Origin of the sequence: Pseudomonas fluorescens (assembly GCF_002022275.1) — a bacterium.
GTDB lineage: Bacteria > Pseudomonadota > Gammaproteobacteria > Pseudomonadales > Pseudomonadaceae > Aquipseudomonas > Aquipseudomonas fluorescens_AJ.
In genome coordinates this window covers 62,640-84,682 of the sequence record NZ_MSDF01000027.1, presented here as the reverse complement: position 1 = coordinate 84,682, position 22,043 = coordinate 62,640, and the positions used below count along the sequence as shown (strand labels likewise).

Annotated in this window: 23 protein-coding genes; 17 read left to right on the top strand and 6 right to left on the bottom strand. The window is 60.7% G+C overall.

From position 1 onward, the window contains the following. Window positions 1-4: 4 nt before the first annotated feature. Window positions 5-919: a LysR substrate-binding domain-containing protein gene (locus BFW87_RS21305; RefSeq protein WP_217699419.1), complete on the top strand. Its 915-nt coding sequence runs from the start codon at window positions 5-7 to the stop codon at window positions 917-919. Between the two features lie 125 nt (window positions 920-1,044). On the opposite strand, the gene leuD is transcribed toward BFW87_RS21305, so the two are convergent. After that, window positions 1,045-1,659, bottom strand: coding sequence for a 3-isopropylmalate dehydratase small subunit (gene leuD / locus BFW87_RS21300; protein WP_078741688.1), 615 nt, complete (start codon window positions 1,657-1,659; stop codon window positions 1,045-1,047). Then, a complete protein-coding gene (gene leuC, locus BFW87_RS21295) occupies window positions 1,656-3,074 on the bottom strand; it encodes a 3-isopropylmalate dehydratase large subunit (protein ID WP_078741687.1) in 1,419 nt (472 codons plus the stop codon). Before leuC ends, leuD begins: the two co-directional genes overlap by 4 nt. A 275-nt stretch (window positions 3,075-3,349) precedes the next feature. Here leuC and BFW87_RS21290 point away from each other — a divergent pair, with 275 nt between their 5' ends. The 8 genes from BFW87_RS21290 to BFW87_RS21255 are packed head-to-tail and all read left to right on the top strand — an operon-like array spanning window position 3,350 to window position 9,461. Continuing rightward, on the top strand, window positions 3,350-4,549 hold the full coding sequence (locus BFW87_RS21290) for a PepSY-associated TM helix domain-containing protein (protein WP_078741686.1): 1,200 nt from the start codon (window positions 3,350-3,352) through the stop codon (window positions 4,547-4,549). After that, a complete protein-coding gene (locus tag BFW87_RS21285) occupies window positions 4,549-5,085 on the top strand; it encodes a thiamine pyrophosphate-binding protein (RefSeq protein ID WP_078741685.1) in 537 nt (178 codons plus the stop codon). Before BFW87_RS21290 ends, BFW87_RS21285 begins: the two co-directional genes overlap by 1 nt. Further along, the gene (locus BFW87_RS21280) at window positions 5,082-5,411 is read left to right on the top strand and encodes a hypothetical protein (RefSeq protein ID WP_078741684.1); all 330 of its coding nucleotides are present in this window, start codon (window positions 5,082-5,084) and stop codon (window positions 5,409-5,411) included. The genes BFW87_RS21285 and BFW87_RS21280 overlap by 4 nt, the downstream gene beginning before the upstream one ends. Then, a complete protein-coding gene (locus tag BFW87_RS21275) occupies window positions 5,408-5,968 on the top strand; it encodes a DUF6162 family protein (protein ID WP_078741683.1) in 561 nt (186 codons plus the stop codon). The genes BFW87_RS21280 and BFW87_RS21275 overlap by 4 nt, the downstream gene beginning before the upstream one ends. A gap of 19 nt (window positions 5,969-5,987) precedes the next feature. Further along, window positions 5,988-6,908: a metal ABC transporter substrate-binding protein gene (locus tag BFW87_RS21270; RefSeq protein WP_078741682.1), complete on the top strand. Its 921-nt coding sequence runs from the start codon at window positions 5,988-5,990 to the stop codon at window positions 6,906-6,908. Then, window positions 6,905-7,651: a metal ABC transporter ATP-binding protein gene (locus tag BFW87_RS21265; protein WP_078741681.1), complete on the top strand. Its 747-nt coding sequence runs from the start codon at window positions 6,905-6,907 to the stop codon at window positions 7,649-7,651. The genes BFW87_RS21270 and BFW87_RS21265 overlap by 4 nt, the downstream gene beginning before the upstream one ends. Further along, window positions 7,648-8,547: a metal ABC transporter permease gene (locus BFW87_RS21260; protein ID WP_078741680.1), complete on the top strand. Its 900-nt coding sequence runs from the start codon at window positions 7,648-7,650 to the stop codon at window positions 8,545-8,547. Before BFW87_RS21265 ends, BFW87_RS21260 begins: the two co-directional genes overlap by 4 nt. Beyond that, entirely contained in the window at window positions 8,547-9,461 is a 915-nt protein-coding gene (locus BFW87_RS21255; RefSeq protein ID WP_078741679.1) for a metal ABC transporter solute-binding protein, Zn/Mn family, read from the top strand. The genes BFW87_RS21260 and BFW87_RS21255 overlap by 1 nt, the downstream gene beginning before the upstream one ends. Window positions 9,462-9,620: 159 nt before the next feature. On the opposite strand, the gene BFW87_RS21250 is transcribed toward BFW87_RS21255, so the two are convergent. After that, window positions 9,621-10,334: a UTRA domain-containing protein gene (locus tag BFW87_RS21250; protein ID WP_078741678.1), complete on the bottom strand. Its 714-nt coding sequence runs from the start codon at window positions 10,332-10,334 to the stop codon at window positions 9,621-9,623. A gap of 351 nt (window positions 10,335-10,685) precedes the next feature. On the opposite strand from BFW87_RS21250, the gene BFW87_RS21245 reads away from it, so the two are divergent. From BFW87_RS21245 to BFW87_RS21220, 6 genes are all read left to right on the top strand, one after another. Beyond that, window positions 10,686-11,753: an ABC transporter substrate-binding protein gene (locus BFW87_RS21245; RefSeq protein WP_078741677.1), complete on the top strand. Its 1,068-nt coding sequence runs from the start codon at window positions 10,686-10,688 to the stop codon at window positions 11,751-11,753. A gap of 185 nt (window positions 11,754-11,938) precedes the next feature. Next, window positions 11,939-12,745, top strand: a complete 807-nt coding sequence (locus BFW87_RS21240) for an alkaline phosphatase family protein (RefSeq protein WP_078741676.1) — start codon at window positions 11,939-11,941, stop codon at window positions 12,743-12,745. Further along, window positions 12,724-13,587 (top strand): ABC transporter permease, encoded by an 864-nt coding sequence (locus BFW87_RS21235; RefSeq protein ID WP_176159798.1) that lies wholly within the window; start codon window positions 12,724-12,726, stop codon window positions 13,585-13,587. The genes BFW87_RS21240 and BFW87_RS21235 overlap by 22 nt, the downstream gene beginning before the upstream one ends. Continuing rightward, the gene (locus BFW87_RS21230; protein WP_078741674.1) at window positions 13,574-14,374 is read left to right on the top strand and encodes an ABC transporter permease; all 801 of its coding nucleotides are present in this window, start codon (window positions 13,574-13,576) and stop codon (window positions 14,372-14,374) included. Before BFW87_RS21235 ends, BFW87_RS21230 begins: the two co-directional genes overlap by 14 nt. Beyond that, a complete protein-coding gene (locus BFW87_RS21225) occupies window positions 14,371-15,360 on the top strand; it encodes an ABC transporter ATP-binding protein (protein WP_078741673.1) in 990 nt (329 codons plus the stop codon). Before BFW87_RS21230 ends, BFW87_RS21225 begins: the two co-directional genes overlap by 4 nt. A gap of 31 nt (window positions 15,361-15,391) precedes the next feature. Beyond that, on the top strand, window positions 15,392-16,045 hold the full coding sequence (locus BFW87_RS21220; protein WP_078741672.1) for an HAD family hydrolase: 654 nt from the start codon (window positions 15,392-15,394) through the stop codon (window positions 16,043-16,045). A 129-nt stretch (window positions 16,046-16,174) separates the two neighbouring features. Here BFW87_RS21220 and BFW87_RS21215 read toward each other — a convergent pair whose 3' ends face one another. Continuing rightward, window positions 16,175-17,137 carry a zinc-binding dehydrogenase gene (locus BFW87_RS21215; protein ID WP_078741671.1) on the bottom strand — a complete coding sequence of 321 codons (963 nt, stop codon included), beginning with the start codon at window positions 17,135-17,137 and terminating at the stop codon, window positions 16,175-16,177. Window positions 17,138-17,275: 138 nt separating this feature from the next. Between BFW87_RS21215 and BFW87_RS21210 the strand changes: the two genes are divergently transcribed. Both BFW87_RS21210 and BFW87_RS21205 read left to right on the top strand, forming a co-directional pair. Next, window positions 17,276-19,357 (top strand): carboxy terminal-processing peptidase, encoded by a 2,082-nt coding sequence (locus BFW87_RS21210; protein WP_176159797.1) that lies wholly within the window; start codon window positions 17,276-17,278, stop codon window positions 19,355-19,357. 118 nt (window positions 19,358-19,475) lie between these two features. After that, complete coding sequence (locus BFW87_RS21205) at window positions 19,476-21,245, top strand: bifunctional diguanylate cyclase/phosphodiesterase (RefSeq protein WP_078741707.1); 1,770 nt, start codon at window positions 19,476-19,478, stop codon at window positions 21,243-21,245. On the opposite strand, the gene BFW87_RS21200 is transcribed toward BFW87_RS21205, so the two are convergent. Next, on the bottom strand, window positions 21,242-21,613 hold the full coding sequence (locus BFW87_RS21200) for a hypothetical protein (protein WP_003190138.1): 372 nt from the start codon (window positions 21,611-21,613) through the stop codon (window positions 21,242-21,244). The two genes, BFW87_RS21205 and BFW87_RS21200, sit on opposite strands and share 4 nt — an antisense overlap. Beyond that, window positions 21,610-21,948 carry a helix-turn-helix domain-containing protein gene (locus tag BFW87_RS21195; protein WP_078741669.1) on the bottom strand — a complete coding sequence of 113 codons (339 nt, stop codon included), beginning with the start codon at window positions 21,946-21,948 and terminating at the stop codon, window positions 21,610-21,612. Before BFW87_RS21195 ends, BFW87_RS21200 begins: the two co-directional genes overlap by 4 nt. Window positions 21,949-22,043 lie beyond the last annotated feature (95 nt).

Here is a 22,043-nt window from a genome sequence, read left to right as displayed (position 1 = left end):
TCTGATGACTCATAAGAAAGATACCGTGCCCTTACCCGAAGACCTGCGGGTGTTCCTGACCGTGATCCGCAAGGCGGGCTTCGCTGCCGCCGCCGATGAGCTGGGCTTGTCACCGGCCTACGTCAGCAAACGCATCCAGATCCTTGAAACTACCCTCGCCACCCGCCTGCTGCACCGCACCAGCCGCCGCATCGCCCTGACCGAAGACGGCGAACGCGTGCAGCGCTGGGCCGTGCGCATCCTGGAAGATTTCCAGCAACTCTCCGACGAACTTTCCGACGCCCATGACAGCCCGCGCGGCCACCTGCACTTGTGCAGCAGCTTCGGTTTCGGCCGTAACCATGTGGCGCCAGCCCTGTCATTGCTGGCGGAACAGTATCCGGACCTGGAAATCCGCCTCGACCTGTTCGACCGCGTGGTGGACATCGTCAGCGAAGGTTTCGACCTGGAGATTCGCGTGGGCGATGACATTCCCGGCCAGCACATCGGCCGCCGGCTGGTGAGCAACCGCCGCGTGCTGTGCGCCGCGCCCACTTACCTCGAGCGCCGGGGCACGCCGCAACAGCTGAGCGACCTGGAACAGCACGACTGCCTGGTGCTCAAGGAACGCGACAACGCCTTTGGCATCTGGAACCTGGAACGCGACGGCACCCCCGAAAGCGTGCGCGTGCGCGGGCCGTTGTCATCGAACAACGGCGAGATTGTGTTGCAGTGGGCGTTGGATGGGCGCGGGGTTTTGCTGCGCTCGATGTGGGATGTGAAGCCGCTGCTGGAGCAAGGCAAGCTGGTGCAGGTGCTGCACGACTATACCCAGAGCGCGAATGTGTGGGCGGTGTACCCGACGCGGTTGGCGTATTCCGGCAAGTTAAGAGCGTGTGTGGAGTTTTTGCAGGAGCACTTCAAGGGGCTGTCTATCTAGATGTGTAAACCCGATCACCTGTGGGAGCTGGCTTGCCTGCGATTGCGGTGGGTCAGCTCACATTTCTGTTACTGATACACCGCTATCGCAGGCAAGCCAGCTCCCACAGGTTGAACCCGAGTGTGTCAGTTGAGCCAGGGGTTGGCCGCGAGGTGTCGCTGTTCGAAGGCCTTGATCTCTTCACTGCGCTGCAACGTACTGCCAATCGCATCCAACCCCAGCAACAATGCCGTCTTGCGCAACGTATCAATCTGGAACGGGATCACCTGCCCATCCGCCAAGTGAATTTCCTGCGCCTCCAGATCCACGCTGATCTGCGCCTGCTCGGGCTGACTTACGGTCTGCCCCAGCTTCTGCAACACAGCCTCTTCCAGCGTGATCAATAACACCCCGTTACGCTGGCAGTTATCGTAAAAAATCCCGGCAAAACTGCTGCCGATCAGCGCACGGATACCGGTCTGCTTCAAGCCCCACACCGCGTGTTCGCGGCTGGAACCACAGCCGAAGTTCGGCCCCACCACCATGAAGCTCGCGCCCTGCCAGGCCGGCTGGTTCAGCACGAATTCAGGGTTCAGCTCGCCGGACGCCAGAAAGCGCAGGTCGAAGAACAGCCCGCGGTCGAGGCCGCTGCGGTCGATGCCCTTGAGAAACTGCTTGGGCATGATCACGTCAGTGTCGATATTCGCCGCCAGCATCGGTGCGGCCTTGCCGGTGACCAGGGTGAAAGGTTGCAGGCTCATGCGCGGTCTCCAAAGTGGCGAATATCAGTGAGGCGGCCGGTGATCGCAGCCGCAGCGACCATCGCCGGGCTCATCAGGTGGGTGCGTGCGCCCGCGCCCTGGCGGCCCTCGAAGTTGCGGTTGGTGCTGGAGGCGCAGCGGTCGCCGGGGGCCAGCACGTCGTCGTTCATCGCCAGGCACATCGAGCAACCCGACTGGCGCCACTCAAAACCGGCGTCGATAAAGATCGCCGCCAGCCCTTCGGCTTCGGCCTTGTCTCGTACTTCGGTAGAACCGGGCACAATCATCGCCCGCACATGCTCTGCCACGTGTTTGCCACGCACCACGCTGGCCGCGTCGCGCAGGTCTTCGATGCGCGCGTTGGTGCAAGAACCGATAAACGCGTGGCTGATGACGATATCACTCAGCGGCATGCCGGCTTCCAGGCCCATGTAGTTGAGGGCGCGGCGCATGTCCTGACGCAGAATAAGGTCGCTGACGTCTTGCGGGTCGGGCACGCGGCCGCCGATGGGCGCGGCCTGGTCGGGGCTGGTGCCCCAGGTGACCATGGGTTCCAGCGTGCTGGCGTCGAGTTGCACTTCCTGGTCAAACACCGCATCGGCGTCCGAATGCAGGTGGCGCCAGCCTGCCAGTGCCTGTTCCCACAGCTCGCCTTGCGGCGCGCGCGGTTTGCCTTTGAGGTAGGTGAAGACTTTTTCGTCCGGCGCCATAAAGGCACCGCGTGCGCCCGCTTCCACGGCCATGTTGCAGATGGTCATGCGCGCTTCGACGCTCAGCGCATCAATGGTCGAACCCCGGAATTCGATGGCATAGCCGGTGGCACCTGACGCGCCGATCTTGCCGATCAACGCCATGATCACGTCTTTGGAGGTCAAGCCCGGAGCCAACTCGCCATCGACGCTCACGCGCATGCTTTTAAGACGCTTGTACACCAGGGTCTGCGAAGCCAGCAGGTGCTCGATTTCCGAAGTGCCGATGCCGAAACCAAAAGCGCCCAGGGCACCGTAGGTGGTGGTGTGGCTGTCCCCGGCGGCAATCACCATGCCCGGCAGGATAAAGCCCTGCTCGGGGGCGATCACGTGTTCGATGCCTTGGCGCTTGTCGAGGATATCCAGCAGCTCGATGCCGAAGTCCCGGCAGTTTTCCGCCAGGTATGACACCTGCCGCGCGCCGCCCGCGTCAGGCATGGTCGCGATGCGTTTAGGCGTAGTCGGATTGACATGGTCAACCACCGCCAACGCCGTGCCGGGGCGCCACACGCTTCGCCCGGCTTCACGCAGGCCGCTGAACGCCTGGGGGCTGGTGTATTCGTTGATCACTTGGCGGTCGATATACAGCAGGACATGGCCCTGGTCGTCCAGGGGGCACACGGTGTGGGAATCGATGTGCTTGTCGTAGAGGGTTCTGGCAGTCATTTTTTTTAGGGCTCACTTCACGATATGGCTCCATCCTACGCAGCCACCCGGCCCCATCAATGGCGCCCGGGTGATGGCTTGGAACATGTTTCGTGTTCGATCCCGGCTTTAAAACCGCGCGAATGTGAACTCGAAACATTTTCTTTCATATCCGGCTTGGGGATTTGTGAACCTCATCCGTCTTAACTTAGATACAGCCCGTCGCGTCAGCAAAAGCTACGACTGGCCTTTTCCCGGGCTTCCTGCGCCCTTTCCCGATCAAGACCCGCATTCACATGTCGAAGAAGTCTCGCTCAAAACTCTGGTTTCTCGTACACAGCTGGCTGGCATTGCCCATCTGGTTTTTTGTACTGATCGTCTGCGTCACCGGCACCCTGGCGGTGGTCAGCCAGGAAATCGTCTGGCTGGCCAACCCGGATATCCGCGCCAGCAAACCCTCGGATGACGCCGAACCGCTGAGCTATGACCAGGTGATAAGCGCCATCAAGCGCGCCGAACCCCAGGTGATCGTGCAGTCCCTCAGCCGTCCGGATGAGTCGCACTTTGCCCTGAGTGTCGACCTCAGCTACCCCGACGGCCGTTCGGTGGAGGTCTACGTCAACCCGTACACCGGGGCGATCCAGGGCATCAGCCCCGCGTTCAATTTCCGCCAGTTCACCCGCGCGCTGCACGGCTGGTGGCTGGTGCCCTTCACCAATGGCTTCAGTTGGGGCTGGTATCTGGTGTCGCTGCTCGGCCTGCCGTTGCTGGCGTCGCTGGTCACCGGGCTGGTGGTGTACAAGCGTTTCTGGAAGGGCTTTTTCAGGCCGACCCTGCGTATTCGCCACGGCGCGCGGATCTTCTGGGGCGACTTCCACCGCCTGAGCGGTATCTGGTCGATCTGGTTTATCGCGGTGATTTCCATCACCGGCACCTGGTTCCTGATCCAGGCGATCCTGGGCGACAACCAGATTTCCATCTCCAGCGAGCCCATCGTGCCGGTGATTGCGCGGGAGAAAGTCCCCACGTCGGCGCCCGGTGTACCGGCGCCGATGATTCCCGTGGACGAGGCCATCGAGATCGCCACCCAGCGTATCCCGGGGCTGGAAGCGAGTTTTGTCAGCCTGCCGCTCAATGCCTACAGCCACCTGCAGATCGCTGGCCGGGGCTGGTACCCGCTGATGTTCCAGACCGCACAAATCAACCCGTATGACGGTGAAATCGCCTCGTCGCACCTGCTGTCCGATCGCTCCAAACTGGAGTTTGTCACCGAATCCATGCGCCCGTTGCACACCGGCGATTTTGGCGGGATCTGGATCAAACTCATCTGGGCCTTCTTCGGCCTGGTGCTGAGCATGATGGTGCTGAGCGGCCTGTTGATCTGGACCAAACGGACCGCGCTGGCCACCCTCAATGCGCTCAAGCGTGAAGCCAAGACGCAGCGCCAGCCCGCTGCCATCCAGGCGTTGCAGGCTGAAACGTCGGAGGCCAAATAATGAGCAAGGCTGCTGCTGTACCCCCTACGCCGTTGCGGGCCTTTTGGCTGAAATGGCGCTTTCATATCAATGTGCTGTTGTTGCTGGTGCCACTGGGGTTCATGCCCAAGTACTTTGCCGACGCCGCGCTGTTTCGCGGTGATACCGGCATCGGCGAGCGCGTTGTTGGCGACGTGCAGGTCGGGCCTTGGAGCCTGAAACTCGCCGAGTTCCGCAACGAAGGCCCGCGCCCGGACCCGGCCGGACCGATGAAATTCTTCAACGCCGCCCTGTGCGACACCTGTGCCGAACAGGTCAAGGCCACTTACCTGCGCATCGGCAAACCGCGCAGCCTGCGGGCCGCCGGGGTGATCTTCTTTGGTACACCGTACCGCATGGGCGCCGCGTTACCCGTCCCGGAACGCACGCCTGCCGACGCCGAACTGTGGATCACCATGGAAGGCTGGGACGGCAGCATGCACCAGGGTTCCATCCCGCTGAGCCAGGCCTCGCCTGCCACCATTGCCTGGCTGAACACGCAAGGAGTTAAACCATGACGTTGACGCGCCTGACCCGCGCCGGTGCTGCACTGTTGCTGTGTAGCGGTTTCAGTTCAGTGGCCCTGGCCCACAACCCGATGTGCGAATGCAAAGAGATCGCGGGTGAACAGATCCAGTGCACCGGCGGTTTTTCCGACGGCAGCGGCGCTCCCGGTGTAACCCTGGATGTGATCGGCTACGACGAAACCATCCTGCTGCCGGGCAAGCTCGGCGAGGATTCGAAGTTGACCTTCAAGAAGCCGTCCGCCGAGTTCTACGTGCTGTTTGATGCAGGCCCCGGCCACGTGGTGGAAATCGACCAAGCGGATATCCAGCCTCAATGACTACCACACAGGTTGTACGCCCCGCCGGTGCCGGCCATGAAACCCTTTACGTCCTGCTGCTGTGCCTGATCATCCTTGCGGTGGCTGGCACGGTGGTGGCCTTGCACGGTGAAACCCAGGAAGTTGCCGCCGTGCCCAGCCATCAACTGGATGCGCGCCGCGACCTGAGCGCCGCCGAGCAAGGCATCTACGCCGATTTGCGCGTGACACTGGATGAAATCCAGCTGTTGCAGCAGGAGCAAACCACCCTGCCAACGTCTGAACAACTCGCCGAAGAAGGCTTCGCGCCATTTGCTCAGGACGCGAGTTCAGTCAGCCGTGGCGACCACCGCTGGCAGGTGCTCGAGCCTTCGGCCTACCTGGGCTTGAGCCAGACGCCGGCGACCAGCGGCTCGCTGCTGATGCGTGTGCACGGTGCCGAGCCGGACATCTGGCTCAACCGTCAGGCCAACCTCGCGCCGCCTTCCGACCTGACTGACCCGGCGCTGATCGCAGCCGGTTGGCAGCAGGTGGTCACGCAATTCGATGCCGGCGTGACCCGCCAGCACCGTCACTGAACGAGAAGACCGATTGCCCATGTCTATTTCATCTCCCCTGTTGCGCCTGTTACTGGTCAGCCTGTTCAGCCTGATGCTCGCCCCCTTGGCGAACGCCGAGGCGGCTAAACGCCTGCGCATCGGCATCACCCTGCACCCTTATTACAGCTACGTCGCCAATATCGTCGGCGACAAAGCCGAGGTGGTGCCGCTGATTCCCGCCGGTTTCAACCCCCACGCCTATGAGCCGCGCGCCGAAGACATCAAGCGCATCGGCACCCTGGACGTGATCGTGCTCAATGGCGTCGGCCATGACGATTTTGCCGACCGCATGATCGCCACCAGCGAGCGCCCGGACATTCCGGTGATCGAGGCGAATGCCAACGTGCCGCTGCTCGCCGCCACCGGCAACGCCGCGCGCGGTGCGGGCAAGGTGGTCAACCCGCACACCTTCCTGTCGATCAGCGCATCGATTGCCCAGGTCAACAACATCGCCCGCGAGCTGGGCAAGCTCGACCCGGACAACGCCAAGACCTACACCCAGAACGCCCGCGCCTACGGCAAACGCCTGCGCCAGATGCGCGCCGACGCCCTGGCCAAGCTGACCAGCGCACCCAACCCGGACCTGCGCGTGGCCACCGTGCACGCGGCTTACGACTACCTGCTGCGCGAATTCGGCCTGGAAGTGACGGCCGTGGTCGAACCCGCTCATGGCATCGAACCCAGCCCTAGCCAGTTGAAAAAGACCATCGACGAGTTACGCGCTCTGGATGTGAAAGTGATCTTCTCGGAGATGGACTTCCCCTCGACCTATGTCGAGACCATTCAGCGTGAGTCCGGGGTCAAGCTGTATCCGCTGTCGCATATTTCCTATGGCGAATACACCCCTGAAAAATACGAAGTGGAAATGACCGGCAACCTCAACACGGTGGTGCGAGCGATACAGGAGTCGGGCGCATGACGGCAGCCGAACAACTGAAAGTCGCCTGCTTCGGCCCCACCCTCGACTTCGACAAGGTCTCGCTGACCCTGGGCCGCACGGTGATTCTGGATAACGTGAGCTTCAACGTGCAGCCGGGCACCATCCACGCACTGGTCGGCCCGAACGGCGGCGGCAAAAGCTCGCTGATCAAGACTCTGCTGGGGCAAACCCCGCACCAGGGGCAACTGCGCCTGCACTGGCCGAACGCTGTGGGCACCGTCGGTTATGTGCCCCAGGCACTGGAATTCGACCGGGGCTTGCCGATGACCGTCGACGATTTCATGGCCGCCATGTGTCAGCGGCGCCCGGCGTTTCTCGGGTTGTCCAAACATTACGCCGCCGCGATTGGCGAGGCCCTCGAGCGCGTCGGCATGCAGGACAAACGCAAGCGGCGCATGGGCGCGCTGTCGGGGGGTGAGCGTCAGCGTGTGCTGCTCGCCCAAGGCTTGATTCCCGCACCGCAACTGCTGGTGCTGGATGAACCGATGTCAGCCCTCGATGAAGCGGGCATTCAAGTATTCGAACGCTTGCTGAATGACTGGCGCCTGGCCGGTATCACCGTGCTGTGGATCGAGCACGACCTGGAAGCCGTGGGTCGTCTGGCGGATCGCGTCACCGGCCTGAACCGTCGTGTGCTGTTCGACGCCATGCCCAAAGAAGCGCTGACCCCGGATCGCCTGCTGACCCTGTTCTCCACCCACCCTCGGAGCGCGGCGCAATGAGTTATGAAGCCTTTCGACTGATGGTCCAGGGTTGGGCGTCTTCCGGGTACCTGCCGGAAGCGCTGGCCTATGGTTTTGTGGTCAACGCTTTGCTTGCCGGGCTGCTGATCGGCCCGGTGCTGGGCGGGCTGGGCACGCTGGTGGTGGTCAAGCGCTTTGCATTTTTCTCTGAAGCGGTCGGCCACGCGGCGCTCACCGGTGTGGCCGTGGGTATTTTGCTCGGTGAACCCTACACCGGGCCGTACGGCGCATTGTTCGGTTACTGCCTGCTGTTCGGCATCCTGCTCAACTACCTGCGCAACCGCACCGGGTTGGCGCCGGATACGTTGATCGGCGTGTTTCTCTCGGTGTCTTTGGCGTTGGGCGCAAGCCTGCTGTTGATTCTGGCGGGCAAGATCAACGTGCACATTCTGGAGAACGTACTGTTCGGCTCGGTGCTGACGGTGAACGGCAATGACCTGCTGGTGCTGGCGATTGTCGGTTCACTGGTGATGGCCCTCGCGCTGCCGCTGTACAACCGCATCATGCTTGCCAGCTTCAACCCGCAACTGGCGGCGGTGCGCGGTGTGGCGGTGAAAACCCTGGATTACCTGTTCGTGATTCTGGTGACGTTGATCACCGTCGCGGCGGTCAAGGTGATTGGCGCGATTCTGGTGGGGGCGTTGCTGGTAATTCCAGCGGCGGCGGCGCGCTTGCTGAGCCAGTCGCTCAAAGGGTTCTTCTGGGTCTCGGTGGTGATCGCCACCGTCAGCACCCTGTGCGGCATTTTGCTGCCGATCATGTTCGACCTGCCCATCCCGTCCGGCGCCGCGATCATTCTGATGGCCGGTATCGCCTTCGCCTGCGCCGCCATCGCGCGCGGTACCGTGCCCAGTCTTAAAGGGAATCTTGGATAATGCGTTCTGTTCTTCATCCTCTCGCCCTGGCCATCGCCTGTTTGGTTACGACGCCGTTAATAGCGGCTGAAGCCGTAAAACCAGCGGTTCATTCAGCGAAATCGGTCAAAGTGCTGGCCTCACTGCCAATCACCTACGGCCTGGCCGAAGTGCTGCTCAAAGGCACGGACGTACAGCTTGAGCGCGCGGCACCGGCGAATCTGCCCGGCTCGCGGCAGGTGGCCTATTTCACCGGTCGCGGTGCGCCTGCGCTGAATACCCTTGCCCAGGACGCCGACGCAGCCATCGGCCTGCGCTCCCTCTGGGCCGATGATCCGCTGTATCCCGTTGCCCGCCGCGCGAATATTCGCATCGTCGAAGTGGACGCCGCGCGCCCTGTGGACGGCGGCCTACCGGGGATTGCCGTGCAACCCGGCACGGCCGATGGCCTGAACAGCCAGCCGTGGCAGTCCAGCAACAATATGGGACGCATGGCCGACGTGATGGCCGCAGACCTGAGCCGCTTGGCACCGGCTGCCAAACCGAAGATCGACGCCAACCTCGCCGCTCTCAAGCAGCGCCTGCTCAAGCTCTCCGCCGACAGCGAAGCAAGGCTGGCCAAGGCGGATAACCTGAGTGTGGTCAGCTTGAGCGATCACTTCGCGTACCTGGTCAGCAGTTTGAACCTGGAAGTGGTCAGCACCGATGCACGACCGGACGCCGACTGGACGCCCGAAGCCTTGCAGGCATTGAGTGCCGAGTTGAAAGACAGTGACGTGGCGGTGGTGCTGCATCATCGTCAGCCGAGTGATGCGGTGAAAGCGGCGGTGGCGGCAGGTGGTGCGAAGTTGTTGGTGTTGAATGTCGACGGCGCCGACCCGGTGACAGAGCTGGAAACCAATGTGGATCAGGTGATCAAGGTACTCACTCTGTAGGCGTTGCGCTGTGCAAATGTGGGAGCTGGCTTGCCTGCGATGGCATCACCTCGATATGCCTGATGAACCGAGGTGACCGCATCGCAGGCAAGCCAGCTCCCACATTTTGAATTGAGTAACATCCGGTAAATTTCAGCTCAATGTGTCCATACCCGCCTGTCACACCACATCCACACCGACATGAATCGCATCGTGCCGCCAGAACTCCAGGTCGCAGTCGATCAACCGCTGGTGCTGGTCATAATTGACCCGAGCGATACGCAAGCCCGGGCTGCCCACCGACACGCGCAACGCGGCGGCAGCTTCCACCGGCAATGACGTCGGCACAATTTCAAAGCGCACCCGCCCGTAATGCAGATCGTACTTGCGGGCATACAGCTCGGTGATTGACTGGTTCAGGTCACACTCCAGAATCCCCGGGAAATACTGCGGGTTCAGGTAGTGCTCTACATACAGCACCAATCGCCCATCAATGCGCCGGCCCCGGCAAATCTGAATCACGCTCGACAGCGCAGGCAACTGCAACCATGCACACACGGCAGCTGACGCTGGTTGCAGCCGCGCAGAAATCACCTCGGTCACGGCCACCCGCCCCTGCTCGCTGACCATCGCGTGAAAATGGCTGCGCTGCATCAGGTTGTAGGCCAGCCGTGGCGGCGAAACAAACCAGCCGCGGCGCTCTTCGCGATAAATCTGCCCCTGGGCCTCCAGTTGTAACAAGGCTTCCCGCACCGTAATGCGAGTGGTACCAAACAACTCGCTGAGCTTGCGCTCGGCGGGCAATTTACTCGCAGGCGGCAACAGGCCGTGGTCGATCTGCTCTTGCAGCGCCAGGCCGATGGAGGTCACCGCCTTGATTGCCTCATCCCGCATCAACGTTACCTATCTGGACTAGACCAGCACCGTTCAGGTGCACAAACCGCGCGCTATTTGGGCGTCCGCTGCTACATGCCAGCCTAGGCATTACAGATGACCGACAGATGACAGTCCCTCTTCACCCCGCTCACCACACCCTGCAATACATCGGCCAAGTCCAGTTGCTGCGGGCACTTGGGCATGGTCTACGCTGAGTCTGAACTGAGCGACAAAAGCGATTTAAAAACGACATCGACATGAAACTGTCATCCACCTGGCCTAAATTGGCTCAGGTATTGCTGACCTAGACCAACACCACCGCAATCGTCGATAAAAACGCAGCGTTGAAAACGCCCAAAGGAGCTTCGGATGAAACAGCTTTTCCTGGCATCACTGTTAGGCTCGACCATTGCCATGTGCACCGCCGCCATGGCCGCTGATACCGATTTGAAAACGCTGGAAGCCGCCGCGAAAGCGGAAGGCGCCGTCAACAGCGTCGGCATGCCCGATGACTGGGCCAACTGGAAAGGCACCTGGGATGACCTGGCCAAGACCTACGGCCTCAAGCACATCGACACCGACATGAGCTCGGCGCAGGAAATCGCCAAGTTCGCCGCCGAGAAAGATAATGCCAGCGCCGACATCGGTGACGTCGGTGCAGCCTTCGGCCCGATTGCGGTGAAACAGGGTGTTGCCCAACCGTACAAGCCGACCACCTGGGCACAAGTGCCGGATTGGGCGAAAGACAAAGAAGGCAACTGGGCCCTGGCCTACACCGGCACCATCGCTTTCATCGTCAACAAAAAGCTGCTCCACGGCTCCGAAGCCCCAAAAAGCTGGGCTGACCTGAAAACCGGCAAATACAAAGTCTCGATTGGTGACGTGAGCACCGCCGCCCAAGCCGCCAACGGCGTGCTGGCTGCTGCCCTCGCCAACGGTGGCGACGAGAAAAACATCCAGCCTGCGCTGCTGATGTTTGCCGAGATCGCCAAACAAGGTCGCCTGTCGCTGGCCAACCCGACCATCGCCACCATGGAAAAAGGCGAAGTCGAAGTGGGCGTGGTCTGGGACTTCAACGGTCTGAGCTACAAAGCCAAGATGGCCAACCCGGATGACTACGTGGTGCTGATCCCGTCGGACGGTTCGGTGATTTCCGGTTACACCACCATCATCAACAAATACGCCAAGCACCCGAACGCCGCCAAGCTGACCCGTGAATACATCTTCAGCGACGCTGGCCAGACCAACCTGGCGCGCGGCAACGCCCGTCCGATTCGTGCCGAGCACCTGACCCTGCCGGCGGATGTACAGGCCAAGCTGCTGCCGAACGAGCAGTACAAAAAAGTAACGCCGATCAAGGATGCCGATGCTTGGGAGAAGACTTCCAAGGCGCTGCCGCAGAAGTGGCAGGAAGAAGTCATCATCAATATGCAGTAAGGCTTAACACGCCTGTTTAAGTGGAACGCGGTCAGTGTGGGAGCTGGCTTGCCTGCGATAGCGGTCTGACATTCAACAGATATGTCTCTGTTACACAGCTATCGCAGGCAAGCCAGCTCCCACAGTTGGTCCCGTTTCAACCAAATAAATGTGTCAAGCCCATTTGCTGCGGAGCCCCAGCCCCTATGAAGCACAACGTCATCCTTGTGGTGCTCGACGGCCTGAACTACGAGGTTGCCCGGCATGCCATGGGCCATCTCCAGGCCTACATCGGCGCAGGACGCGCAGCGCTTTACAAACTGGACTGTGAACTGCCATCCCTCTCGCGGCCTTTGTATGAATGCATCCTCACCGGCGTGCCACCGATCGACAGCGGCATCGTCCACAACAATGTCTCGCGCCTGTCCAATCAGCGCAGCATTTTCCATTACGCCACCGACGCAGGTCTCACCACTGCGGCGGCGGCTTATCACTGGGTCAGCGAGTTGTATAACCGCACGCCCTTTATAGCCGCGCGAGATCGTCATACCGACGACAAGGCGCTGCCGATCCAGCACGGGCATTTCTACTGGAATGACCACTACCCCGATTCCCACCTGTTTGCCGACGCCGAAAGCCTGCGCCGCAAACACGCGCCGAATTTTCTGGTGGTGCACCCGATGAACATCGATGACGCCGGCCACAAGCATGGCCTCGACACGCCGCAATACCGCAACAGCGCGCGTTCGGCCGACATCATCCTCGCCGACTACCTGCAAGGCTGGCTCGACGCCGGTTACCAGGTGCTGGTGACCGCCGACCACGGCATGAACAACGATCGCTCGCACAACGGCGTGCTGCCGGAAGAACGCGAAGTGCCGCTGTTCGTGTTGGGTTCGGCCTTCAGCTTCGATCCTTCTGCCAGACCTGAGCAAACCCAACTGTGCGGCACCGTCTGCGAACTGCTCGGTGTGCCCCACGACAAACCTGTATGCCGGGAGCTGTTGAAGTGAATTCCTTAACCCGTGGCAAGTGGCTGGCGATTTTGTGCCTGGTGCCCTTTGCGCTGTTCTTTATCGTGTTTGAAATCGCCCCACTGGTGTGGGTGCTGATCAATAGCCTGCAATCGGAAGATGCCGGCTGGGGCGTGGCCAACTTCACCAAGATCTTCAGCTCGAAGTTCTACTTGCAGGCCATCCAGTACAGCCTGGAGATCAGCTTCTATTCCAGCGTGTTCGGGATCATCATCTCGGTGCTCGGCAGCTATTCGCTGCGCCGCGTGGATGGGCGATTGCGCAATTTCGTGACCGCGTTTGCCAACATGACCAGCAACTTTGCCGGCGTGCCTTTGGCCTTCGCATTCATCATCCTGCTGGGCTTCAACGGCAGCATCACGATCATGCTCAAGCAGGCCGGGATCATTCAGGACTTCAACCTGTACTCCAAGACCGGCCTGATCATTCTCTACACCTACTTCCAGATCCCGTTGGGCGTGCTGCTGCTCTACCCCGCCTTCGACGCGCTGCGTGAAGACTGGCGAGAATCGGCCTCGCTGCTCGGCGCCAACGGTTGGCAGTTCTGGCGGCACATCGGCCTGCCGGTGCTCACCCCTGCGCTGCTCGGCACCTTCGTCATCCTGCTGGCCAACGCCCTCGGCGCCTACGCCACGGTGTACGCGCTGACGACCGGCAACTTCAACGTGCTGCCGATTCGTATCGCGGCGATGGTCTCCGGCGACATTTCCCTGGACCCGAACATGGCCAGTGCCCTGGCCGTGGTGCTGGTGGCGCTGATGACCGTGGTCACCGTGGTCCATCAACTGCTGCTCAAGAGGAGCTACCATGTCTCGCGCTGAAGCCGGCCCGGCCTCCCTCTACCATCGGGTAGTGGTGTATCTGTTGTTTGCGATTTTGGTATTGCCGCTGGTCGGCACCTTTGTCTACTCCATTGCCAGCAGTTGGTCGGCCACTGTGCTGCCAGCCGGGTTTACCGTGAAATGGTATGTGCAGCTGTGGAGCGACCCGCGTTTTCTCGCGGCGTTCGGCCAATCGCTGCTGGTGTGCGTGGGTGCGCTGATCCTGTCGGTGGTGTTGATCCTGCCGCTGCTGTTCGTGGTGCATTACCACTTCCCACGGCTCGATGCGCTGATGAACATTCTGATCCTGCTGCCCTTCGCGGTGCCGCCGGTGGTGTCGTCGGTGGGTTTGCTGCAACTCTACGGTTCCGGGCCACTGGCGATGGTGGGCACGCCGTGGATTTTGATCGGCTGCTACTTCACCGTGGCGCTGCCGTTCATGTACCGCGCGATCACCAACAACCTGCAAGCCATCAACCTGCGTGACTTGATGGACGCCTCACAGCTGCTCGGCGCCAGTACCTGGCAGGCGGCAATCTTCGTGGTGCTGCCCAACCTGCGCAAAGGCCTGATGGTGGCGCTGCTGCTGTCGTTCTCGTTCCTGTTCGGCGAGTTTGTATTCGCCAACATCCTGGTGGGCACTCGCTACGAAACCCTGCAGGTGTACCTCAACAACATGCGCAACACGAGTGGCCACTTCACCAGTGCCATCGTGATTTCCTATTTCTTCTTTGTGCTGGTGCTGACCTGGGCCGCCAACATCTTGAACAAGGACAAAAGCCAATGAGCTTCGTCAGCGTCCAACACCTGCAAAAAGGCTACGCCGGCACCCCGGTGTTCAGTGACATCAACTGCGAGATCGCCAAGGGCGAATTCGTCACCCTGCTCGGCCCGTCCGGTTGCGGCAAGTCCACGCTGCTGCGCTGCATCGCCGGCCTGACGCCGGTGGACAGTGGGAAAATTCTTCTGGACGGGCAGGACATTGTCCCGCTGAGCCCGCAGAAGCGTCACATCGGCATGGTGTTCCAGAGCTACGCGCTGTTCCCCAACATGACCGTTGAACAGAACGTTGCCTTCGGCCTGCGCATGCAAAAGGTCAATGCCGACGACAGTCACAAGCGCGTGCAGGAAGTGCTGCAACTGGTGGAACTCAAGGACCTGGCCGGGCGCTATCCGCACCAGATGTCCGGCGGCCAGTGCCAGCGCGTGGCGCTTGCCCGCTCCCTGGTGACCCGCCCGCGCCTGTTGCTGCTCGATGAGCCGCTGTCGGCGCTGGATGCACGGATTCGCAAACACCTGCGCGAACAGATCCGCCAGATCCAGCGCGAGCTGGGGCTGACCACGATTTTCGTGACCCATGACCAGGAAGAAGCGCTGACCATGTCGGACCGCATCTTCCTGATGAATCAGGGCAAGATCGTGCAGAGTGGCGATGCCGAAACGCTCTACACCGCGCCGGTGGATGTGTTTGCCGCGGGCTTTATCGGCAACTACAACCTGCTCGACGCCGACAAGGCCACTCAACTGCTGCAACGCCCGATCAGCGGGCGTATCGCGATTCGCCCGGAAGCCATCGAACTGAGCCGCAGCGGCGACCTCGACGCAGTGGTGCGCAGCCACAGCCTGCTGGGCAACGTGATTCGCTACCGCATCGAAGCACGCGGCGTGGAACTGGTGGTCGATGTGCTCAACCGCTCGGCCGACGATTTGCACCCGGACGGCCAACGCCTGGCACTTTCCATCGACCCCAGCGCCCTGTGTGAAGTAGCCTGAGGCCGCTGTGTATATAGAGGACATATGACTGATGGCACTGGTAATTTTTGATCTGGACGACACCCTGATTCACGGCGACTGCGCCACCCTGTGGAGCGAGCAAATGGGTCGCCTGGGCTGGGTGGATGGCGAGTCCTTCATGCGCAAGAACGATGAGCTGATGGCGGCTTACAGCCAGGGCAAGCTGGCCATGGAAGACTTCATGGACTTCAGCCTGGAGCCGATGATCGGCCGTACGCCGGAAGAAATCGAACACTTGGTAGAACCGTGGGTAGAGGACGTGATTGAGCCGCTGATCTACAGCGACGCGACCAAAACCATCGCCCGACATCGCGCGAACGGCGACCGGATTCTGGTGATTTCTGCGTCGGGCACACATTTGGTCAAGCCGATTGCGGCGCGCATCGGTATCGATGAGGTGCTGGGAATTGATCTGGACGTCAGTCATGGCGTATACAGCGGGCATACCGTGGGTGTACTGACATATCGCGAAGGCAAGATCACACGCTTGCTGGCGTGGCTGGAGCAGGAAGTCGAAACGCTGGAAGGTGCGTATTTCTACTCGGATTCGCGCAATGATTTGCCGTTGCTGCTGAAGGTGGATCATCCGCAGGTGGTAAATCCCGATCCCGTGCTGCGTGCCCACGCAGAACAGGCCGGTTGGCCGATCCACCACTGGACCTGATTCAACAGAGATCAAAAATGTGGGAGCTGGCTTGCCTGCGATGGCGATGTTTCAGATGAAACATTCTTCACTGATACACTGCCATCGCAGGCAAGCCAGCTCCCACATTGACTGCATTTCAACTTGAGATCAGACCAGGCTCTCGTCAATCACCAACACCAGCTTCCCGGAAATCTGGTTGGTCGCCAGCTCGGCAAACGCTGCCTCGGCATCCTTGATCGGGAAGGTCTTGGCCAATTGCGGGCTCAAGCGTCCTTCGACAAACAGCGGCCACACATGCTGGCTCAGATCACTGAACAAGTCCGCCTTGAACTGATCACTGCGGCTGCGCAGGGTTGAACCCAGTAGTTGAATGCGCTTGCCCAACACCTGCGCCAGATCCAGTTGCGCATCGCGCCCGCCCATCAAACCGATCAACACCCAGCGTCCATCCAGGGCCAACAGCTTGAGGTCCAGGGCCGCGTAGTTGCCACCCACCGGGTCGAGGATCACATCGAACGGGCCGAAATCGCGCAACCCTTCGATGCCGTCAGTGCGTACCACGCCGCCTTGCGCGCCCAGCGCTTCGCAGTACACCAGGCGTTCCGCCGAACCGACGCTGACCCAGCACGGGCTGCCAAACGCCTTGCACAACTGGATCGCCGCCGACCCGACGCCGCTGGCGCCGGCATGCAGCAACACCTTCTCACCGGGTTTGAGACCTGCCAGTTGGAACAGGTTGAGCCACGCGGTGCTGTACACCTCAGGCAATGCTGCCGCTTCAATCAGCGACAAGCCTTCCGGCACGGGCAGCACGTGGCGCGCGTCCACCACCACTTCTTCGGCCATGCCGCCACCGGCGAGCAGCGCGCAGACCCGATCGCCGACTTGCCAGGACGAACCCGCGCCGACCTCGCTGATCACGCCCGAGCACTCCAGCCCCAGCACCTGGCTGGCGCCCGGCGGTGGCGGATAGAGCCCCGAACGTTGCAATAAATCGGCGCGATTGAGGCCGGCTGCCGCCACACGAATGCGAACTTGGCCTACATCGCAGGTAGGACGGGTTTCATCCAACCACTCCACGTGACCGTCAACGCCTTGCAATGCTTTCACAGTGCCTCCATAGTGAGTCTGGACTGAGCCCGTAGCTGTAGCGCCGGGCTTTTTGCATTATGCGACCGGACCATATGGAACCGGCTCCCTCAAAGACGGCCTAATATGCGTTATCAATTGCCCCCGCGTCGAATCAGCATGAAGCATTTGTTCCCAAGCACCGCCCTCGCTCTTTTCATTGGTCTCGGCTTCGCGTCGACGTCGACCAATACGTTCGCAGCCAACAGCTGGGACAACCTTCAGCCTGATCGCGATGAGGTGATTGCCAGCCTTAACGTTGTCGAGTTGCTCAAGCGCCATCACTACAGCAAGCCGCCGCTGGACGACGCGCGCTCGGTGATCATCTACGACAGCTACCTCAAGCTGCTGGATCCGTCGCGCAGCTACTTCCTGGCCAGCGATATCGCTGAGTTCGACAAGTGGAAGACCCAGTTCGACGACTTCCTTAAAAGCGGCGACCTGCAGCCCGCTTTCACCATCTACAAGCGTTACCTGGACCGCGTCAAAGCGCGTCTGGACTTCGCCCTGGGTGAGCTGGACAAAGGCGTCGACAAGCTCGACTTCACCCAGAAGGAAACCCTTCTGGTGGACCGCAAGGACGCGCCTTGGCTGACCAGCACCGCCGCGCTCGACGACCTGTGGCGCAAACGCGTCAAGGACGAAGTGCTGCGCTTGAAGATCGCCGGCAAAGAGCCGAAGGCCATTCAAGAACTGCTGACCAAGCGCTACAAGAATCAGCTGGCACGTCTGGATCAGACCCGTGCCGAAGATATCTTCCAGGCTTACATCAACACCTTCGCGATGTCCTACGACCCGCACACCAATTATCTGTCGCCGGATAACGCGGAAAACTTTGATATCAACATGAGTCTGTCGCTGGAAGGCATCGGTGCCGTCCTGCAAAGCGACAACGACCAGGTGAAGATCGTGCGTCTGGTGCCGGCAGGTCCGGCAGACAAGACCAAGCAGGTTGCTCCGGCTGACAAGATCATCGGCGTGGCCCAGGGCGACAAAGAGATGGTCGATGTCGTCGGCTGGCGCCTGGACGAAGTGGTCAAGCTGATCCGCGGCCCGAAAGGCAGTGTGGTGCGCCTGGAAGTGATTCCGCACACCAACGCACCGAACGATCAGACCAGCAAAATCGTTTCGATTACTCGCGAAGCGGTGAAGCTTGAAGATCAGGCCGTGCAGAAGCAGATCCTCAACCTCAAGCAGGATGGCAAGGACTACAAGCTGGGCGTTGTTGTCATCCCGGCTTTCTATCTGGACTTCAAGGCGTTCCGTGCCGGTGATCCGGACTACAAGTCCACCACCCGTGACGTCAAGAAAATCCTGACCGAGCTGCAGAAAGACAAAGTTGACGGCGTGGTCATCGACCTGCGCAACAACGGCGGCGGTTCCCTGCAGGAAGCCACCGAGCTGACCAGCCTGTTTATCGACAAAGGCCCGACCGTGTTGGTACGCAACGCTGACGGCCGTGTCGACGTGCTGGAAGACGAAAACCCGGGGGCTTTCTATAAAGGGCCAATGGCATTGCTGGTCAACCGCCTCTCGGCGTCGGCCTCGGAGATTTTCGCCGGCGCCATGCAGGACTACCACCGCGCGTTGATCATCGGCGGCCAGACCTTCGGTAAAGGCACCGTGCAGACCATTCAGCCGCTGAACCATGGCGAACTGAAGCTGACCATCGCCAAGTTCTATCGGGTTTCCGGGCAGAGCACCCAACACCAGGGCGTGCTGCCGGATGTCGACTTCCCGTCGATCATCGACACCAAGGAAATCGGCGAGAGCGCCCTGCCGGAAGCCATGCCGTGGGACACCATCCGCCCTGCGATCAAGCCTGCGTCGGATCCGTTCAAGCCGTTCCTGGCACAGCTGAAGGCTGACCATGATGCTCGCTCCGCCAAGGATGCCGAGTTCGTGTTTATCCGCGACAAGCTGGCCCTGGCCAAGAAGCTGATGGAAGAGAAAACCGTCAGTCTCAACGAAGCGGATCGCCGTAAGCAGCACGCCGATATCGAGAATCAGCAACTGGTGCTGGAAAATATTCGCCGCAAAGCCAAGGGCGAAGATCCACTCAAGGAACTGAAGAAAGAAGACGACGATGCACTGGCGGCCGAACCGGAAAAAGTCAAACCGGAAGACGACGCTTACCTGGCTGAAACAGGCCGCACGCTGCTGGACTACCTGAAAATCAGCAAGCAGGTGGCCAAGCAGTAAATGATGGCAATTTAATGTGATCACTCCCCAGAGTGTCATCATATAGACATCATTCTGTCGTGAAATGAAGGACCGCAGGCTCACCGCCTGCGGTCCTTTTTTTTCGATCGAGATCGCCATGACCATGACCGAACAGCTGAATGCATTGGGCTCAATCCTGGCTCAAGGCAGTTTGCACAGCCTGTTCCAACCGATCATTTGCCTGTCCGAACGGCGCATCCTCGGCTACGAAGCCTTAAGCCGTGGGCCCTCCAACAGCCCGCTGCACTCCCCCGTCGCCCTGTTTTCCGTAGCCAGCCACGCCGGGCGCCTCAGCGAGCTGGAAATGGCCTGCCGCGAGAGCGCATGCCGACGCTTCAGCGAACAGAAATTGCCGGGCAAACTCTTTCTGAATATCTCGCCGGAATCCCTGATGGAGACCGCGCACCAACCGGGGCGCACCCTGCAACTGCTGCGCGACTTCGGCATTCCGCCGAGCCAGGTGGTGATCGAACTCACCGAGCAAACCCCCACCGATGATTTTGACCTGCTGCAAACAGCCCTGCACCACTACCGCGACATGGGTTTCGCCATCGCACTGGACGACTTGGGCGCCGGTTATTCCAGCTTGCGGTTATGGTCGGAGCTACGCCCGGATTACGTGAAGATCGACCGACACTTTATCGATGGCATCCATCAGGATGCGCTCAAGCGCGAATTCGTCGGCTCGATCCTGCAAATCGCCAAGGCCTCCCGGGCGCAGGTGATTGCGGAGGGCATCGAACTGCCGGAAGAGCTGGCGGTGTTGACGGAGATGGGCGTCGATCTGGTTCAGGGTTACTTGCTGTGTCGCCCGCAGGAACAGCCGCCGCAGGAAGCACGCCTGATGCTGCCCAAACCGGACAACGCCAACATCGCCCTCAATGAAGAAGCCAGCGACCTCAGCGCTCTGCTCAACGAACAACCGGCGGTGGACCAGGACACTGCCACCGCCCAGGTGCTGGAATCGTTTCGCCGCCAGGCCAACCTCAACTCGCTGGCGGTGCTGGATAGGCGCGGCCACCCCGTGGGCATTGTGCATCGGCATTCGTTGTCCGATGCGCTGCTCAAGCCATTTGCCACGGATTTGTTCGCGCGCAAGCCGATCAGCCGCTTGATGAGTGATGACTTCCTGGCCGTGGAGTTGAGCCAGTCGCTGCAGCAAGTCAGTCGCCTGCTGACCAGCCGGGCGCGGCAGCGGATCGAGGAAGACTTCATCATTACGCTCAACGGCGATTATTTGGGACTGGGCCGGGTAATCGACGTGCTCAAGCTGATCACCGAGCTGAAAATCCAACAGGCGCGCTATGCCAATCCGCTGACCTTGCTACCGGGCAACGTGCCGATCCAGCAGTGCCTGACGCGGTTGTTGCAGCAACAGCGCGAGTCGGTGATCTGCTATGTGGATATCGACAGCTTCAAGCCATTCAACGATATCTACGGCTATGGCCGTGGGGATGAGGTGTTGCTGTGTCTGGCGCAGTGCCTGAACGATCGGGTCGATCCCAGCCGCGACTTCGTCGGGCACATCGGCGGTGATGACTTTTTACTGGTGCTCGGCCCGCAAGACTGGCGCAAGCGTCTCAACCAGTTACTCGATGATTTCCACACCCAATGCCGACGCTTCTACCGCGCCGAACACCTCGATGCCGGCTGTTTCGTGGCGTTGAACCGCCAGGGCGTGCGTCAGGAGTTTGCGCTGCTGTCGCTGTCGATTGGCGTGGTGCATTTATATCCACAGGCCTGTGGACAACTCGACGCCAGCCAGCTGGCCGAATTGGCCTCGCAGGCCAAGCATCATGCCAAGGACGTCGCCGGCTATAGCATCCATGTGATCGACAGCATGGACATGCTGTCCCAGGCGCTTTAAGCCTCGGCTGATTCCGGGTACTCGTATTCGAACACCCGCACCACTTCCGAAGCATGCCAGGACGCGGCGGCCACGCCATCGGACGGCCCGCTGAAGCGCCCAAGGCGCTCCACACACTCAAAAAAACCGGTACGCGGCAAGCGGCTCGCGCCTTGGCTGATCACCAGCGAGCTGCGCAACGGCTGCTCGGCCTTGGCGTCAAGCGCAGCCAAGTGTTCAAGCGCGGCGGCCAGGGTCTGCATCGCCGGCGTGGGAAATTGCAGGCGCTCCAGCAGCGCACGGTAGGTCAGCAGATGGCGCTGGCGGCGCGCCTGGTCCAATTCGTTGATTAACCCATCCCAATGTTGACGGCTGATACGTAGGCTCAAGATTCATCCCTCCAACCTGCCACGCCCAATTCCCAGGCCAGGCTGCGGCGTATCGCGGCATCCGGCTGGCGCTCACCACTTTCGATCAATCCAAGATACGAGGGGCTGATGCCCACGGTGCGGGCCAGGGTCTCGATGGCCAGGCCCTTGGCCTCGCGCAGGCCGCGCAGGTCTGCGAGCGGGCGCAAACCTTGTTCAGGGGCGGCAGTGACGGCGGGAGAAGGTGCAAGAGTGGGCTGCTGCTGACCGGCTGCTTTTAGTAGCGCCTGGTACTGGTCCCATGGCAACACCGCGTACTCGGGTTCGCCATCGCGTGAAATGATCTGAATATCCATGTCTGCCCCGTAGGATAACAACACTTACTAAGTAAGTTCTTTCCTTAGAAGTGTAATCCTAACAGCCACAAAGGTCGCAGGGGGATATACGTGTG

What these genes read in the sequence shown, in the direction of transcription:
- BFW87_RS21305 (WP_217699419.1), top strand. Translation starts at nt 5, where the DNA reads ATGACTCATAAGAAAGATACCGTGCCCTTACCCGAAGACCTGCGGGTG.
- leuD (WP_078741688.1), bottom strand. Translation starts at nt 1,659, where the DNA reads ATGAGCCTGCAACCTTTCACCCTGGTCACCGGCAAGGCCGCACCGATG.
- leuC (WP_078741687.1), bottom strand. Translation starts at nt 3,074, where the DNA reads ATGACTGCCAGAACCCTCTACGACAAGCACATCGATTCCCACACCGTG.
- BFW87_RS21290 (WP_078741686.1), top strand. Translation starts at nt 3,350, where the DNA reads ATGTCGAAGAAGTCTCGCTCAAAACTCTGGTTTCTCGTACACAGCTGG.
- BFW87_RS21285 (WP_078741685.1), top strand. Translation starts at nt 4,549, where the DNA reads ATGAGCAAGGCTGCTGCTGTACCCCCTACGCCGTTGCGGGCCTTTTGG.
- BFW87_RS21280 (WP_078741684.1), top strand. Translation starts at nt 5,082, where the DNA reads ATGACGTTGACGCGCCTGACCCGCGCCGGTGCTGCACTGTTGCTGTGT.
- BFW87_RS21275 (WP_078741683.1), top strand. Translation starts at nt 5,408, where the DNA reads ATGACTACCACACAGGTTGTACGCCCCGCCGGTGCCGGCCATGAAACC.
- BFW87_RS21270 (WP_078741682.1), top strand. Translation starts at nt 5,988, where the DNA reads ATGTCTATTTCATCTCCCCTGTTGCGCCTGTTACTGGTCAGCCTGTTC.
- BFW87_RS21265 (WP_078741681.1), top strand. Translation starts at nt 6,905, where the DNA reads ATGACGGCAGCCGAACAACTGAAAGTCGCCTGCTTCGGCCCCACCCTC.
- BFW87_RS21260 (WP_078741680.1), top strand. Translation starts at nt 7,648, where the DNA reads ATGAGTTATGAAGCCTTTCGACTGATGGTCCAGGGTTGGGCGTCTTCC.
- BFW87_RS21255 (WP_078741679.1), top strand. Translation starts at nt 8,547, where the DNA reads ATGCGTTCTGTTCTTCATCCTCTCGCCCTGGCCATCGCCTGTTTGGTT.
- BFW87_RS21250 (WP_078741678.1), bottom strand. Translation starts at nt 10,334, where the DNA reads ATGCGGGATGAGGCAATCAAGGCGGTGACCTCCATCGGCCTGGCGCTG.
- BFW87_RS21245 (WP_078741677.1), top strand. Translation starts at nt 10,686, where the DNA reads ATGAAACAGCTTTTCCTGGCATCACTGTTAGGCTCGACCATTGCCATG.
- BFW87_RS21240 (WP_078741676.1), top strand. Translation starts at nt 11,939, where the DNA reads ATGAAGCACAACGTCATCCTTGTGGTGCTCGACGGCCTGAACTACGAG.
- BFW87_RS21235 (WP_176159798.1), top strand. Translation starts at nt 12,724, where the DNA reads ATGCCGGGAGCTGTTGAAGTGAATTCCTTAACCCGTGGCAAGTGGCTG.
- BFW87_RS21230 (WP_078741674.1), top strand. Translation starts at nt 13,574, where the DNA reads ATGTCTCGCGCTGAAGCCGGCCCGGCCTCCCTCTACCATCGGGTAGTG.
- BFW87_RS21225 (WP_078741673.1), top strand. Translation starts at nt 14,371, where the DNA reads ATGAGCTTCGTCAGCGTCCAACACCTGCAAAAAGGCTACGCCGGCACC.
- BFW87_RS21220 (WP_078741672.1), top strand. Translation starts at nt 15,392, where the DNA reads ATGGCACTGGTAATTTTTGATCTGGACGACACCCTGATTCACGGCGAC.
- BFW87_RS21210 (WP_176159797.1), top strand. Translation starts at nt 17,276, where the DNA reads ATGAAGCATTTGTTCCCAAGCACCGCCCTCGCTCTTTTCATTGGTCTC.
- BFW87_RS21205 (WP_078741707.1), top strand. Translation starts at nt 19,476, where the DNA reads ATGACCATGACCGAACAGCTGAATGCATTGGGCTCAATCCTGGCTCAA.
- BFW87_RS21195 (WP_078741669.1), bottom strand. Translation starts at nt 21,948, where the DNA reads ATGGATATTCAGATCATTTCACGCGATGGCGAACCCGAGTACGCGGTG.